The 16,294-nt window shown below is 36.6% G+C and carries 14 protein-coding genes and 1 pseudogene; 2 read left to right on the top strand and 13 right to left on the bottom strand.

Translation table 11 applies throughout. The annotated features are described in order from the left end of the window. Positions 1–31: 31 nt before the first annotated feature. Both IPH52_12210 and gap read right to left on the bottom strand, forming a co-directional pair. A pseudogene (locus IPH52_12210) lies at positions 32–1,972 on the bottom strand (triose-phosphate isomerase). 1 nt (position 1,973) lies between these two features. Next, positions 1,974–2,981 carry a type I glyceraldehyde-3-phosphate dehydrogenase gene (gene gap / locus IPH52_12215; protein MBK7055792.1) on the bottom strand — a complete coding sequence of 336 codons (1,008 nt, stop codon included), beginning with the start codon at positions 2,979–2,981 and terminating at the stop codon, positions 1,974–1,976. Positions 2,982–3,137: 156 nt separating this feature from the next. Here gap and IPH52_12220 point away from each other — a divergent pair, with 156 nt between their 5' ends. Further along, positions 3,138–3,794, top strand: coding sequence for a hypothetical protein (locus IPH52_12220; GenBank protein ID MBK7055793.1), 657 nt, complete (start codon positions 3,138–3,140; stop codon positions 3,792–3,794). Positions 3,795–3,858: 64 nt separating this feature from the next. Next, positions 3,859–4,308 carry a TIGR04452 family lipoprotein gene (locus tag IPH52_12225; protein ID MBK7055794.1) on the top strand — a complete coding sequence of 150 codons (450 nt, stop codon included), beginning with the start codon at positions 3,859–3,861 and terminating at the stop codon, positions 4,306–4,308. A 10-nt stretch (positions 4,309–4,318) separates the two neighbouring features. Here IPH52_12225 and IPH52_12230 read toward each other — a convergent pair whose 3' ends face one another. From IPH52_12230 to IPH52_12280, 11 genes are all read right to left on the bottom strand, one after another. Then, the gene (locus IPH52_12230; protein ID MBK7055795.1) at positions 4,319–5,374 is read right to left on the bottom strand and encodes a hypothetical protein; all 1,056 of its coding nucleotides are present in this window, start codon (positions 5,372–5,374) and stop codon (positions 4,319–4,321) included. Positions 5,375–5,401: 27 nt separating this feature from the next. Then, positions 5,402–6,631: a response regulator gene (locus tag IPH52_12235; protein ID MBK7055796.1), complete on the bottom strand. Its 1,230-nt coding sequence runs from the start codon at positions 6,629–6,631 to the stop codon at positions 5,402–5,404. Between the two features lie 150 nt (positions 6,632–6,781). Beyond that, entirely contained in the window at positions 6,782–7,669 is an 888-nt protein-coding gene (locus tag IPH52_12240; protein MBK7055797.1) for a hypothetical protein, read from the bottom strand. 30 nt (positions 7,670–7,699) lie between these two features. After that, on the bottom strand, positions 7,700–10,228 hold the full coding sequence (locus tag IPH52_12245; GenBank protein MBK7055798.1) for an FtsX-like permease family protein: 2,529 nt from the start codon (positions 10,226–10,228) through the stop codon (positions 7,700–7,702). Beyond that, positions 10,225–10,893: an ABC transporter ATP-binding protein gene (locus tag IPH52_12250; GenBank protein ID MBK7055799.1), complete on the bottom strand. Its 669-nt coding sequence runs from the start codon at positions 10,891–10,893 to the stop codon at positions 10,225–10,227. Before IPH52_12250 ends, IPH52_12245 begins: the two co-directional genes overlap by 4 nt. Positions 10,894–10,969: 76 nt before the next feature. Beyond that, on the bottom strand, positions 10,970–11,959 hold the full coding sequence (locus IPH52_12255; GenBank protein MBK7055800.1) for a hypothetical protein: 990 nt from the start codon (positions 11,957–11,959) through the stop codon (positions 10,970–10,972). A gap of 110 nt (positions 11,960–12,069) precedes the next feature. Then, positions 12,070–12,849 carry a sulfite exporter TauE/SafE family protein gene (locus IPH52_12260; GenBank protein ID MBK7055801.1) on the bottom strand — a complete coding sequence of 260 codons (780 nt, stop codon included), beginning with the start codon at positions 12,847–12,849 and terminating at the stop codon, positions 12,070–12,072. A 15-nt stretch (positions 12,850–12,864) separates the two neighbouring features. Then, the gene (locus IPH52_12265; GenBank protein ID MBK7055802.1) at positions 12,865–13,683 is read right to left on the bottom strand and encodes an SDR family oxidoreductase; all 819 of its coding nucleotides are present in this window, start codon (positions 13,681–13,683) and stop codon (positions 12,865–12,867) included. Between the two features lie 13 nt (positions 13,684–13,696). Further along, the gene (locus IPH52_12270; GenBank protein ID MBK7055803.1) at positions 13,697–14,563 is read right to left on the bottom strand and encodes an NAD(P)-dependent oxidoreductase; all 867 of its coding nucleotides are present in this window, start codon (positions 14,561–14,563) and stop codon (positions 13,697–13,699) included. Between the two features lies 1 nt (position 14,564). Then, positions 14,565–15,464, bottom strand: a complete 900-nt coding sequence (locus IPH52_12275) for an SMP-30/gluconolactonase/LRE family protein (protein ID MBK7055804.1) — start codon at positions 15,462–15,464, stop codon at positions 14,565–14,567. Continuing rightward, positions 15,465–16,280 carry a 2-dehydro-3-deoxyglucarate aldolase gene (locus IPH52_12280; GenBank protein MBK7055805.1) on the bottom strand — a complete coding sequence of 272 codons (816 nt, stop codon included), beginning with the start codon at positions 16,278–16,280 and terminating at the stop codon, positions 15,465–15,467. Positions 16,281–16,294: the final 14 nt, after the last annotated feature.

Here is a 16,294-nt window from a genome sequence, read left to right on the forward strand (position 1 = left end):
AGAAGTAAGCTTCAAGTCAAGCGATATGAGTTTAAAGAAGTGCTAAATACGAATCCCATTTCTGACTCGCACCACCAACTAAACCACCATCGATATTTGGTTTTTCCATTAGCGATTTTACATTATCCGGCTTCACGGATCCACCATAAAGAATGGAAATGGATTCGCTGATGTTTGCGTCATAGAGGGAAACTAATTCTTTACGAATGAAAGCATGCACCTCTTCTGCTTGCTCAGGAGTTGCAACTTTTCCAGTTCCAATCGCCCAAACCGGCTCATAGGCAATGATTACTTTCTTCATATCCTCAGCAGATACTCCCTTTAATCCTTCAACTACTTGGCGCTTCACAACGTCAAATGTCTTGTTAGCCTCTCTTTCTTGAAGAGTTTCCCCAATACAAAAAACAGGAACGAATCCCGCTTTCAAAATAAAATGAATTTTCTGATTTAAAAAAGCATCTGTCTCTCCGAGAAACTGTCTTCTCTCTGAGTGACCTACAAGTGCATGAGAAATTCCAAGGTCTTTTAATTGGTCTGTAGAGGTTTCACCTGTGTAAGCCGCTAATCCAGAAGGATAGATATTCTGTGCTCCAACAAGAACAGAAGTTCCTTTTAAAATTTCAGTCACTTTTTGTAAGTGAACAGCAGAAGGAAATACTAAAAGCTCTAAGTTAGTTTGCTTTGAGCTTAAACCTTTTTTGATTCCTTCTGCAAGCTCTGTAGCTTGCGCGAGGTTCAAATTCATTTTCCAATTTCCAGACATGATTTTCTTGCGCATTGATTAATCCTTGTTATTCTTAAGTAGTGCGGCTACACCCGGTAAGGTCTTGCCTTCTAAAAATTCGAGAGAAGCTCCGCCACCAGTAGAAATATGTGTAATTTTATCTTCTACTCCGGCTTTGTTAATTGCGGCAATGGAATCTCCACCGCCAACTACTGATTTTGCGTTAGACTTAGCAATTGCCTTTGCAATCTGAATCGTTCCATTCGCAAATTTATCCATTTCAAAAACACCCATAGGACCATTCCATAGAATCGTTCCCGCGGATTTAATAATTTTTTCGTAAGCAGATACTGTCTTTGGTCCAATATCCATTCCCATCCAACCACTTATGATACCCATTTTATCGACTGTTTTTGTTTTTGCTTTTTCACTAAACGAATCAGCAATTATATGATCAATTGGAAGTTGAAAATCTACATTCTCGTAAGCTGCTTTATCAATAATTTGAAAAGCTTGTGATTCGAATTCTTTTTCTACGAGGGAAGATCCAACAGGAACAGCGCGAGACTTAAGAAAAGTATAAGCCATTCCACCACCAATTAACATTGTATCTACTTTGTTAAAAAGATTTTTTAAAATTTTTATTTTACTAGAAACCTTGGCTCCGCCAATGATTGCAACGAAAGGCTTTTCCGGTTTTGTAATCAATCCACTGAGCATTTCGATTTCTCGATACATTAAGGTTCCTGCATAGGAAGGCAGAAAGTGCGTAATTCCTTCGGTTGATGCATGGGCTCTATGTGCAGCGCCAAACGCATCATTGATATAAATGTCAGCTAGTTGAGATAGCTTCTTAGCAAACTCCGGGTTATTCTCTTCTTCTTCTTTATGGAAGCGAAGATTTTCCAAGAGCAAAACTTCTCCATCTGCTAGATCATTTGAACTTTTTTCTACATCTGCTCCTACGATATGGTCAGAAAACTTCACAGGCTTATTTAGAATAGCCGCAAAGGCTTCGTGCACAGGTTTCATAGAATACTTAGGATTCACCTGTCCATCGGGTCGTCCTAAGTGACTTGCTACAATGAGTTTTGCCCCTCTGTTCAAAAGAAGTTCTATTGTAGGAAGAGTTTTTACTATTCGAGTTGTATCTCCGACCTTTCCATTTTCGAGAGGGACATTGAAGTCCACTCTCAAAAAAACTCTCTTCCCTTTAACGTCTATATTTTCTATTCGGGGTAAATTCATCTTATCCTTTTTTTACCATATATCTAATCAAATCAACAACTCTATTTGAATATCCCATTTCATTGTCATACCAAGAAACGAGTTTGAAGAAATTTGCATTTAACTCAATACTAGCATCTGCATCGAAAATAGAAGAAAGAGGATCGCTTGTAAAGTCATTGGAAACAACTGCTTCTTCTGTGTATCCAAGAATTCCTTTCAAACTTCCTTCAGAAGCTTCTTTCATTTTTTGTTTAATTTCTTTAATAGAAGTTGGTTTTACTGTTTTAACAGTTAAGTCAACAACAGATACGTCAGGAGTTGGAACTCTAAACGCCATACCTGTTAATTTTCCGGCTACTTCAGGAATACAAAGACCTACAGCTTTTGCAGCCCCAGTAGAAGAAGGAATAATATTCTGAGCTGCCCCTCTTCCTCCACGGAAGTCTTTTTTAGAAGGACCATCTACAGTTGGTTGAGTAGCTGTCATTGCGTGAACAGTTGTCATTAAACCTTCTGAGAAACCAAAATTATCTAGAACTACTTTTACGATAGGAGCAAGACAGTTGGTTGTGCAAGAAGCATTGGAAACAATGTGCTCTGTTGCAGGATTGTATTTGGATTCATTCACACCTAAAACGTAAGTAGGAATGTCTTTGTCTTTTGCTGGAGCAGAGATGATTACTTTTTTAGCACCTGCTGTTAGGTGTTTTCCAGCGCCTTCTTTATCTGTAAATCTACCAGTAGATTCGATTACATATTCAACGCCCATTGCTTTCCACGGAAGCTTTTCAGGCTCTTTTTCAGCTAAGCATCTAATTTTTTTTCCATTGATGATGATATTTTCTGCATCATGCTCTACAGTTCCTTTGAATTTACCGTGAGTTGAATCATATTTGAATAGGTAAGCTAAATTGTCAGGTGTTACCAAGTCATTGATTGCCACAAATTCTAAATTGGGATCTTGTAAACCAACACGGAGAACGAGTCTCCCAATTCTGCCAAAACCGTTAATTGCAATTTTTGTCATTTAAATGCTCCTCTAATCTAATTTTTTCAAAAAAATTAGAATTTTATTTCTATCTGATAACAAGGTAATTTTGCTATTTCTATGAGTCAAAAAGTAAAATTAGAAAAAATAAAAATTATTCTATTCTTTTTAGCATTCATTCGTATTATATAATGTATGAAGATAAAGATTTTACTTATTCTCTATCTCACCATGGCTTCTGTCCTTTTCTCGAATGAGAGGATGACGTATACATTCAAAACTCATAATTTCCGAATTGAATTGCCAACCCATTGGGAATTAACGAAATCTCTCGCCGATCACAAGCATAAACCAATTCTAGTTGCTTCGAGCGAAGAAGATCGGATTCATTTAGAAATCTATGTCTTCCCTAGAGAAGCCCACGATCTAAAGCAAGGCTTCCTTCAAACTTTGAAAAATCTACAGCTCTGGGCAGAAAATTATACTAGCCTTGATAGGGAGGCAGAATTCCCACTCTACCACTTAGAAGGCTATTGGGCAAAAACAATGGGCTTCAAACAAAAACGAAAAACCTATGGTTATATCGTTTACGCAAGTGATGGTGTAAATCTATTCGTAATTCATGCTTACACGAATGCTGCCCTATTCCCTAAAAATTTTAAAACGATGAAAGATATTTTCAATGGGTTTACTTTAAATCGAAATTATAAGAATGAATGTTGTAATGAATGCACAATGCTTTTCCCTAATGACCAAGACCAATCCAGAACAAGTTGCGCCGATTATACGGAAACAGAAGAATGTATGATTTACTTTCAAAATAAACCACAGACAATTAGTCAATGTAGGTAATGGATGTTCTCTACAAAATGGTAAAATAGTATTGACTCAATTTACAGAGAATTCAAAATTAATTATGAAAACCCAAGTCAATATAAAACTCACCGCAATTTTACTATTAAACTTATTTATTTCCTGCATGTATCTACCTTCAGATAAAGAGAATACACTCAAAGGAAGTGAAGTCCTCGACCGCTTAAGAAATGAAGCTACTACAATTAACAATACTTACTTTACAACCAATTTAAAGAATTCACTTCCATTTAGGTCTTCTCATAGTCTTGGGATATTGGTATTTATGTTACCGAGTGTAATCTCTATTAACCCGAAGTTGAATTACGAAAAAGAAGGAGTAAATGATTGTATAAATAAAATTCGCACCATAGGTCTTCCTCTTGGAGGTGTGCCTACTCTTCTTAATTGCAATATAAAAGAAGCTGGTCTAATTGAACTAGGTCCGATTAGCACTGGAGGAAAATCAGCCAAGAAAAATGAGCTTCTTTTAAAAATACTTGCGCTACCGTAAGCGAATAAGATTAATTTTGCGCTCTTAATTTTGAATCAAAGTCTTTCATGGCTTTGTTTAAAGAAGGGGTTAATTGTTGTTCGTCGATAGAGAATTCATGCTTCCAGAGAATCTTTCCTGTTTCCATATCAATGTTGCGAATCGAAAATTCTAACGATGCATCATTACGATTTACTTCAATGACTTCCCCTAAAATAAGATTAGATGCATTGAGCATATTTCCAATTTTTACTTGGTCGGATGTGGTTAGTCCTGTTTGGGAAAGTTTTAATTCTTTTAGGATTTCGTCTAACTTCACTCTTTCGACGACTGTGTAATTCTTATTTACAAGAACTGTTTCCACTTTATCACGGATAGCATTTGCAACGGCAATGTCTTTTGAATATTGGTATTTGATTGGGAGAATCGCAATGCGAGAATGGCTTGTATTGTTTTTCTTTGCAGTTTGGGATATTGCTGAATCTGAAAATTTTCCAGCAGATAAATCTTCTAAGAAATCTTTCTCGAATCGATTGGCGATAAACTTTTGCGGATAATCAAACATATGAATAAAACTATGAGCGAAGGAATCATTTGGAATCAGGATTAGACTCATTGGTATACTGAGCCAGGAATTGTAGGCTCTTTCATTAATACTGTAATTGTATTCTCGTAGCAAATGTTGATTTGCCGCATCAAAGACTTCAATCTTCACATCAGCTTCAATTTTTTCGAATACAGGAATTATTCCCAATGTAAACATCCATAGAAACACAGTTGGGGCATATAGTAAATCATCTTTTACTTTTGTAGAATACTTTACATGCAAACCGGCTTGGTCTTGTATCTCAATGCAGCAACCGCGACGTAAATAATCATGAATAGCTCCTGAATTGTAACTAGTAGCAATACTATTATCCTTGCCCGATTTTTCCGCAAGGGGAAGCTTACTTTCTAAAGAAATTTTCTTTTTCTCTTTCCATTCCGGTGCTTCCTGTAATTTGATAGGCTGATTTCCAATTTGATAATGATGCAATGTGCAACTAATAGAGAAAAAGGAAACTAAAAACGCTGCGATTAATTTCATTTTTCCCATACGAAAATTCGAACAGCACTAATCTGCAAAAGGAAATTCGAGTGAAAAGTTAATGAAAACGCCTTTATTTGGCTCTATATGATTTTTAAGAGTACCCACGCGAACTTTTCCTTTATGATTTCGCAGAATTGTATCTACAGTGCAAAGTCCCAAACCAAAATCAAGTGTCGGAAAATTTTCGTATACATACCTGGAAAGTCGAAAGAAAGGTTCAAATAGAATGCTATGATATTCGGGCTGAATCCCATTTTTTTCTTTTCCATTTGGATCAGGAGTATTTAGAAAAGATACGATCATCTTGTCTTTAGAAAATTCATACAAGATAAATACCTTTGTGCCTTCATCAGAAAATTTGAATGCATTAATCAAAAGCTCTTGTATTGCTTTCTTCAAGTATTCGCTGTTAATAGCAAAGACTCTTTTCTCATCGGCACTTGCAAAATTCTTCGTTAGGACTACTGTATGGTTTCGAATTCCTTCGTATTTTGAAACAGTTTTCACTGCATCTTTCACAAGCTGATGAAAGTCAGCAGTTGTAATTTTTTCTTTTGGAAGCTCAGTATGATTTACTAGATCAATGTCAGCGATCGTATCAACTAATCGATTCAAAAATTCAGCATTGGCAAATAACATAGTCAAAAGTTTTCTCTTAACTATAAAATCATCTCCTTCTGGTTTTGCTGATTGCTTAATCATATCAATTAATGGAACTATTGCACCAATTCCAGAACCTTGTAATAGGCTAGTTTTAATTCCATCAATCAGACCTTTATCGGAATGCGCCAACTCTTTGGTAACCGTTTGTTCTTTAAATATATTCCAATTGAACTGATGCTCAAGACGAATCTCACGCTCTTTTTGAATATTTTCATTTACGATTCTAAGTTCTGCCAATTCAAAAGCCTTGTTGACTTTCATAACCAATTCACTTGCGGAAAAAGGCTTTATGATATAATCATGTGCTCCACTTTTAAATAGATCAATGATCGTTTTGCTATCATTCATCATGGTAAGAATAATCACGAGAGGTGTGAATCCTGCCTCAAATAACTTTAGCATAAAGTCTTTTCCAGACATTTCACCCATTACAATATCAGAAATTACAACAAGAGTAGGATCTGCACAATAAAGCTCATACGCCTGAATAGGATCTGTCGTTGACACTACTTGGTATTTTGCTTTAGAAAGAGTATTGATTAAGGCTTCTAAAATCACCTCATCGTCATCGACAACTAATATTTTGTTCATATTCTATCAGGAATAATGTGACTCTGAGTCACAAAAACTTTTCCTCTCCTATTAATTCGCTCACAAAATTATAAATGCAAACGGATACCAAAATTAAACTTGCCTAACTTTATTTTCAAGCGTATTTTTTTTACAAGCAAAGAAAACAGATTACGAAGCGGCACTCTGTTGGATTTTTCGTAGAACGTTGATCTTTGCCTGTGTAATGCGTCTTAGCTCTATGATTTTATCCAGATGATATTTCAAAATAGTGTCTCTATCCAATTGCTTTTCTAAATCTTTTAGAAGATTACGAATATAGATTAAATCGTCTAGCATGGAAATCTTAGAAGTTTGGACTAATTTTTTTACTACATCAAATTCATATTTACGAAAATGAATCCGAATTAGAAAACGAATCGAAAATTGATTTACAGCTCTCGACCATTTGCTATTTCCTGGATCCATATAACGACGCTCTGAGCTAGATGAATAACCACCGTTATTCTCATCTTCGTATTCTACTTCATAGTTAGGCTCTTCATCGCGGTAAAGCTTATAGAGTTTTTCTTTTCGCCATGAATCAGTGTATTCGAAAGCGTTAGTCGCAATTAGGCGAATGTATTCATCAATCATGATAGCTTCGTTTAAGGTTCTTCCTAGCTGAGTATTATTAAATTCCTTAATCTTAGGAAGTAACTCCCTCACAATCTGAAATCCAGATTTTCTTTTGTAATAAGTGCTCTCATACACCTGTGTCAGTCTCTGCTCTGTATGATGTTTTAGTTCACTTAAAATGGATTGGTCTGCATATACATAAGAATCTACACCTTGCACAAATAAAGCAGGATCAGAGGCTACTACATTGATGATGAAAATATAGTGCAATTCTTTTAGTTGGTCGAGGTAAAACTTAATATCTTCAGCGCTTTTGGAATGAAGAGTCATCATTCTCTTAATCAAAGACTCAGAGGTAGGAATTCTTTCCCGTCCGCGCACATTTTCTTCTTTGATTTGGTTTGCGATATCTTGTAAAATTTTTATATTGGAAACAGACATAGAACTATTCTTATTTTCGGTATTTCCGAATCATTCATAGGAAAGGATTTCTCGTAAACTCAATTTTTTTAACAAGAAAAAAGGATAGAGAGTTGCCATGAAGGAAACCAGCGGAACACTAAAAAGACAGAAAAAAACCAATAAATACGGGATTTCGATGGAGAGAGTCCAACCAAAGGCGGATTTATTGATTACATGGATGATAATTGGATTTAATAAAAAAGAAGAAATTACGCCCATTGCTGTTCCAAAAGAAGTTAGAAATAGATTTTCTGCAAATACGATTTTGTTTAGCTGTGTCTGTGTCGAGCCAATCGAGCGAATGACTCCAAAGATACGTAGCTTGTCAGATAGATTATAAAGAATGGAAGAAAAGAGAGATACAAACGCAATAATAGCCGCGGTATATTTCAAAGATTCCAAAACTTTAAAAACCTTCTTCACTCCACCAATGTAAATTTCTTTTAACTCCTGAGAGTTGATTAGTCGCAAATTGGGATCAAATCCAATGGCAGACTTTAAATTTTCGAAAGTTTCTTTTTGTTTTGATTTATCTAAAATATTTACACGCACTGATTTGTAAGTATCAATGCCGAATAGATTTTTGAAAAGCCGATAGTCCATCATGATCGTTCCATTCTCAGAAAAGAAATGCTCTCTTGTCCCTGCAATTCTAAATTCTTTGATTCCTAAATGGGAATTTATTCTTAAACTATCCCCGATTTTAAATCCATTCAGATAAGCCATATTAGCCGATACCAAAATATCTTTTTCCAAATCAAAATCAGGATAAGTAGAAATTCCCTTTCGCTTTTCTCTTGCTATCGCTAATTTCATATCATAGGCGTGGATGGTAAATATTTTATCACCAACCTCTGCTTTTGTGTTTAAAATAAAAACATCTACTTCTTCTATATTTCCAAGGCTCGCAATTTTTTCAGGAAGAGAAAGTGGAATTCCATAATCAGTTCCTGTTTCCAAATCAGAATAATTCAAAATAGAATAGTCATAGGGAAATTCTCTTTCTGTCCAATCAAGAATTGACTTTTCATAACTTCCAGTGAGAACAGAAAGGGAGATAATAAGAGATATCCCCAACATCAAAGTAGCCGAGGTAAGAGTATTCTTAGTTGCATTCTGAACAATCTCTTCAAATCCAATCCGTATTTCAATAAACGCATGATCGGCGTGATCTAAAATCCAATTTACGAAATCTAAAAATAATTTCATCAAATAAGGAAAACAAAGTGTTTGTCCAAGAATAATCATTCCAATCGCTACAAGCCCAAAGACGGGAATCGAAAAATCAAGCTTAATGGTAGAAAGTAAAAAAGCTAAAAGAATCATTCCGAGCCCAAAATAGAAAACCAATTTATAATTAAAGCTTTGTATTAAATTTGGGTCTTCGCGCACAATGATAATCGGCTGCAACTTAGAAGATCGAATCGCAGGAAAGAGTCCCGAAAATAAAGATCCAATGATTCCAATAAAGGAACTAGCAAGAATTATCTTAAGCGGAATCTTAGAATAGGAAATAGATTGATTTACATCGGTTAATGTCGATTCACCACTAAAAATAGAATACTTAGAAAAGAAAGCTCCCAGTAAAATTCCAAAGAAAGTCCCTAGCACACCTAGAATCAAAGACTGCATTAGAAATAAAAAAAGATTTTCTCCCCTACTCGTTCCCAAGCATCGTAAAATTCCAAGCTCTCGTTTGCGGTTAATGAAGATTCCGCTCATCGTATTCGATACCATAAAAAATGCTATTAGAACAGAGATCATAGAAATGATAATCAAATTGAGATGAAACGATTTTAGCACATTAGCAGCTCTAGCTCTAATTTCTTCTGCTGTTTCTATGTTTAAACCCGAATCGATTGCATTTAATTTGGATTTTAAAATTCCCAAATCCTCTGCATTCAAGTGATTTGTAGCAAGTAATAAAAAGCTGTAATTATTTAGTCCAAATCGCTCTTTAGCAAAAGACAAATCTTCCAAAATAAAAATTCCACCCTCTGTTTCTAAAACTTCGGCGTCTTCTACATTGTATGTTTTTCCTTCGTGTAAAAATCGAAAACTAGTCTTACCAATTTTTTCATACAGCGCAGAACTTATCAAAGTGTGCGCGTCTTTCTTTTTACAATCTTCCCCTTCACAGCCTTTTAGTTGACTACGAAAATCGGAGGCTTCTTTTATAAAATCAATTCCCTGGTAAACAACGGTTATACTCTCTTTCGTATCTAGAATCGTAATAGACTTCTGAATCCGGGGATGAATGGAATCAATAAAACGTAACTCATTTTCATAAAAGAGTTTCTCAATAACTAAATCTTCAATTCCAATTCGATCATTTAGATTTTTTATTTTGGCTTGATACTTGTCGCCAAAGTAACCGAGAGAAAAATCCACCAGTGTCTTCTCTGCTCTTTCTCCATTGAAAGTAGTCGTAACAAAAAGAGCCACACTCAGAACAATTCCAAGAAGAGAAAAGAAAGTTTTTACTTTATGAGTGCGAAAGTATTCTACTAAAAAAAGATACGTCAGGCGATGATTCAAAGAAGCCTTCCATCTTTCATTTTAAGTTTAACATCACCCATAGCGCCAATTTCAGCGTTATGCGTCACCATTACAATCGTAAACCCGCGCTCTTTTTGCAAAGAAATTAAAAGCTCCATAATACGATTTGAATTCTCTGTATCTAAATTTCCAGTAGGCTCATCTGCAAATATAATCTCAGGACGATTCGTAATCGCCCGCGCAATTGCTACTCGCTGTTGTTCCCCACCGGAAAGTTCATATGGTTTATGTGTGAGTCTTTCTGAAAGTCCAACCAGTCTAAGTGAATCTTTTGCTAATTCATGAGCTTCCTTTTTTCCCTTTCCAGCTAGATAAAGCGGCAAAGACACATTTTCCACACTCGAAAGATAAGGCATCAAATTAAAAAACTGAAATATAATTCCAATTTTACTTCTTCTGTATTCAGTAATCTCGCTCTCAGAATATGCCGAAACCTCTTCCTCTCCCACAAAGATACTTCCCTCTTCCGGCTTATCTATTCCTGAAAGAATATGCATAAGAGTAGACTTCCCCGAACCAGAAGGTCCCATCAAAGTCACAAGCTTCCCCAGCGGCAACTCTGCATTTATCCCTTTTAATACTTCGATCTTATTCTTTCCGAAGTTGTAGGACTTCTTTACATTTTGGATTTTGATTGTTTTGATACTTTTGCCCCCTAGGTCAGCTTTCCATACTTCTAAAGAAATTTATTTAAAATTTCGTTTCCACTTCAATTCTTTTTTACACTTTCCCAATCTTCTTGGAACGTTTACGAATGAGTCTTGGGATTGGCTCTACTACTTCGGTTACTTCGCCGCAGTTGGCGCATTTGCGGTTAATTTGGATTTTCCCTGGATTGTCGTAATCAGGGGCTAATAAAGTTTTGCTTGTGATAAATTTAAGTGTTTCATATTTACATTTACTACACTGAATGACTTTGGGTATTGGAATTTCTTTATTTACCTCATTGGAAAAGACTGCGGTGTAACGTTCGATTTGCACCTTCCCACAACTACAAAGCCAAACATCGTATTCGACTGATTTTACTTTTTGTTCTAGGATTTGTCCTTCGTCTAAATATTTCTCTTCTTCGGCTTTAGAAAGTAAACGCATTTCTTTTTTACATAGAGGACAAGTGCGAGGCTGACTACGAATATCCGTTAGACTTTTTTCAAATTTCTTTTTATTATAACCAAACCAAAAATAAAGAGCACATACAATAAAAGGCGGTAAAAATGTAAACGGAAAGATAAGAGGAATAAAAGTATGAGCATAAGAAGTAAGAGCGGCTACAGGCAAAAAGACAGCGAGCATTCTATAAGTAAAATCAGTCTTCAATACAAATTGATATTTCTTCTCTGGATTTTTTATAAAAAAAGAAATTAGATTTTTTAGTGCAACTAGCAAAAGAAGAATTCCTAAAAATCCAAATGCAATTCCAATTTTAATTTTATCCCAATAACTTTTTTCTACTTTTTCGAGATAGGCAATTTTTTCTGAATAAAGTCGATTTTCCTCTTCGGTCAATACAATATCAGAACGATTTATATATTCTTGAAGAATAGTATCTAAAATCTTTTTTTCTTCAGAAGTCAATTCAGTGAATGGCTTGCCTTTATAATCATAACCAGCGCGAGAAGGATTTTGTTTTTCATCCCCCTCTTGGGCGAAACTGTTTAAACTAAAAAGAAGAACAAAAACGATAAAACTACGCTTAACTAGGTTTGTCATAGTTACATAGTAGAATAGAATGCTTTTTTTTTATAGCAGAAATCAGTAAAGCCGACCTGACAATGAATTTGAATCATAGCTTGTGAATACTATCCTGAGCTCGCTCAATGTCATCTACCTGCAGTAAATGCAGCTTTTAAAAGCATGATTCCTGAAAGTATGAGAAGACCAAAGATGATTTTTTTAAGTTTCTCTTTTGGAATTTTTTTATGAATCCAATTGCCGATAAGAGCACCCGCAATTAAGGCCGGAGATGATATCAATACGATTTTCAAAATATCAAATGTCATAATCCCTCCGGAAATCATTCCTGCCATAATAGCAGTATTATTAGTTGCAAAAAATGCGCTCAGGGTTCCCCTGAAAGTCGATGGAGCCAGATCTCTAAGAGTTCCATAGACTACTACCGGAGGACCGCTCGTTGAAAAAGCAGCTCCGAGAGCACCAGCGAAAAGACCAAAAGGATAGGGCAGCCAAGGACTATCAATCTTCGGAAGTTTGGGACCAAGAAGAGAATAGATAGAATAAATAATCAAAAATATTCCAAGTCCCCCTTTCATAATAGTATCAGGAATATATTTTAATGCATACAATCCGAGCGGGATTCCGACAAAAGCTGATAGTATCAATGAAATGGCGGATTTCCAATCAATAGATTTGTGATCTATATAAATGGCGTAAAGAGCCGTAATTGTTCCGACGGATACGCTAATAGGAGTTGCCACCTTCACCGGAATAAACATTGTTAAAAGAGGCATTGTGACTAAAGCCCCGCCGAAACCGGCTACGATTCCTACAAATGTATATAGAAACATTAAGCAAACTACAATTATTAATGTCTCCAGCGAAAGTAAGGAACCATCGGGTAGGTTTATAGTTAAAAAATCCATTGAATCCTCTTTGAATTAAAGAATTGAAAGTCCTGCATCTACGATAAAGTTTTGACCCGTGCATCCCCTGCATTCATCCGAAGCCAAAAAGAGAGCGAGCTTAGCACAATCGGTCGCATCCAGTCTGAATTTCAACATCTGCAAATCAATGAATTGCTGACTTGCTTTTTCAAAGCCTTCTGGATTTCCTGCCCACATTTTGTCTTGTCTCTCTGTTCGGATTGCTCCGGGAACAAGGCTATTGACTCGAATATTTTTATCACCGAGCTCCCTCGCCATAGACCTAGTCATTCCATTAATCGCTCCTTTCGGAGTTGTATAACAAATCATATCGGGTCGTCCGCGCATCCAGGAAATAGAACCCATATTGATAATGCATCCCCCTCCATTTTTAATCATACCGGGAATCACTGCCTGAGCTGCAAAAAATTGATGTCTCAGATTCACTTGCATTTTCTCATCCCAATATTCCACTGTTACATCTTCAATCTTATGCCTGTCGTCTCTCGCTGCATTGTTTATCAAAACATCAATTTTCCCGAATTTCTTTTCAGTATTGGAAATGCATTCTTTCAATTGATCGATATTTCGCACATCGCAGAATTGAAACAAAAGATTAGGATAATCAGCTTTATCCTCTGGAAGCAGTTTTTCCGAAACAAAGCTTTCTGTCAGATTTCGGGCAGAGTCCTTATCAAAGTCGATGAAAGATACAATCGATCCCTGCTGCAAGAATGCTTCTACAAAAGCAGCTCCAATTCCTGAGGCTCCCCCCGAAATAAAAATTACTTTGTTTTTTAAAGATTCGTAAATGGCAGTTTTATAATTTGTCATGGAGCACTCCTGTTTATGATTTGGATATTTTTTTTACAGTCTTGATAGTAGCAGAAAAATCTTCTTTGCCCAGTTTATCATTTACAGATAAATCATAAACCCTACGGACATTTTCAATTCCTGCAAATTTTAAATCAAGGGGAGACAGCAAATCAGATAGGCAGTGGATGTCCTTCTGCATATTTTCCAAGGAAAAAGCCGCATTGAAATTTTTATCTTTTAAAGAGGGAAGCTTGCTAGTAAGATAAAAATTACTTGCTCCTCCGTAAGAAACCGCTTCTGCAAAATCATCGATGCCTATTCCGAATTCTTCTGCTACGGTAAGCATTTCGTTTACCCCATTTTGAATTTGTGCAACGAGTGCATTATGGCATAGTTTCATGACAAGCCCGCGCCCGTTTTCTCCTAGGTGAATTACATTAACGCCCATACATAAAAGTAGAGGTTTGATTTTCTCAAATACATCTTTATTTCCGCCTACATAGATTCCCAATTTTCCTTCTATTGCAGCAGGTCTGGATTTGACTACGGGACAATCTAGCATTACAGCACCTGTAAGAGCAACTTTCTTTGATAGTTCAATTGAAACATCAGGATCAATCGTGCTCATATCTGCAAGAATCTGTCCCGGTCGGGCTGTTTTTAGCAGTTCTTCATAAACCGATTTCACATGCTCGGATTTTGGAACCATCGTAAAAATTACATCGCAGTCTTTCCCAATCTCTTCAGAAGATTCCCCTCTTTCTGCACCTGCCTCTGTCAAGAGCTGGACTTTCGCCTTATCAAAATCGAAAACCTTTACAGGATGTCCGCTTTTTTTCACCAGATTCAAACTCATAGGTTCTCCCATTAAACCCAAACCAATAAATCCTATTTTCATTCTATTTCTCCTTAAAAAAAGGCTCTTCACAGCCTGCTACATGCAACCGAACTGAAAATAAATTTCCAGATTGAGGGAATTCCCTTAGCTCTTCTTCGGTTCTATTTTCCCTGGAACTTGTTATATATAAAGTTTTCAAATCATCTCCCCCAAAGCAAACCATTGTAGGCCAGTTCACGGGAAGTTTGATTTCATCGGATATCTTGCCGTCTGGAGAGATTCGTAAAACTCTTCCTCCTCCAAATTGAGCAGACCAATAATAACCCTCCCTATCAAAGGTGCCTCCGTCCGGTCGCCCTCCATAAAGTTGATTGGGTTGCGGTTTTTCAAATTTCATAAATACTTCTCTAGAGCCTGCAATTTCTCCCGTGGTCGTATCGAGTGGGTATCGATATAATATATGATTTGGAGTATCGGAATGGAACATCCATTTTCTATCAGGAGAAAAGGCAAGTCCATTGGAAACTAGAATATCACCTGCTTTGACTTCCAGATTTAGATTTGAATCAACTCTACAAAGCTTACCGTTTAAAAAATCTCTTGGCTCCCAAATTGTGCCGCACCAGAATCTCCCCCAGGGATCTACTTTGCCGTCATTGAATCTGCTATGTATCGGATCAGTAGGATTATCCGCAATTTTCTTTTCCATTTCTCCTGATGAATTGAGAAGATAGACCCCATTTCGCATTGCAGCTATAAAGCCTCCGTTCTCTCTGAGTCCTATACATCCAATATGTTCTTGAACCTGGAAAACTGAATGCTTTCTAGTCTCGGGCTCGAATCTATGTATAGAGGGAGCAAGAATATCAACAAAATACAAAGCATTCTCTTTCTTCGACCAGATAGGACTTTCCCCGAGAACGGCACCGATTTCCAATTCGGTTTTCAATGAATAGCTCACCTAGTAAACTGCTCCGCCGGAAATTTTTTTATCTTCGTTTCTCACTGCCGAAATTTGCTCCTTGGCTCTCGCAATCATCATACTCATATCAGAAGCAATCGCTACAAAATCAAATCCCCACTCTATGTATTTTTTTACTAGCTCTGGATTGCCCCCAACGATTCCGCAGGGCTTACCTAATTCATGGCATTTTTTAAGACCATCTTCCAAAGCCTTTTGAACAGCAGGATCTGTGATTTCTCCAATATGATGCATATTCGCGGCAAGATCACCGGGTCCTATAAATAATGCATCAACACCTGGAACAGAGGCAATTTCTTTCATATTTTCCAATGCAGACGGAGTTTCCAATTGCAGCACTACACATATATTTTCATTGGCTACTTTAAAATAATCCGTATACTGTCCGAATCTACTTGCTCTATGAACAGCAGCCATTCCACGAATTCCTTGATTGCCGGAAGCAGGATAACGAGTCGAGTTGACTGCCTTCTCCGCCTCCTCTTTGGTTTGAATAAAAGGAAACATCAGACTATTAGCTCCGGCATCCATTATTCTTTTCACTGTCACAGGATCATTCCAGGGAATTCTAGTTAGAATTTCTTTCGTAGGAGTGCCTTCCAATGCCCTCATAATATCGATAGCATCTTTTATATCAATGGGAACATGCTCCATATCCATCACTAGAAAATCAAAACCCACAAAGCCCATTGCTTCTGCTACACTCGCGCTTCCCGTCATCATCCAAGTTCCCAGAGGAACAGGTTTTCTACGCTCGGCAAACCATTCTTTAAATTTATTTTTCGGAGTATTCATAGTTTTCCTTTTTA

This window comes from Leptospiraceae bacterium, assembly GCA_016708435.1.
Lineage (GTDB): Bacteria > Spirochaetota > Leptospiria > Leptospirales > Leptospiraceae > UBA2033.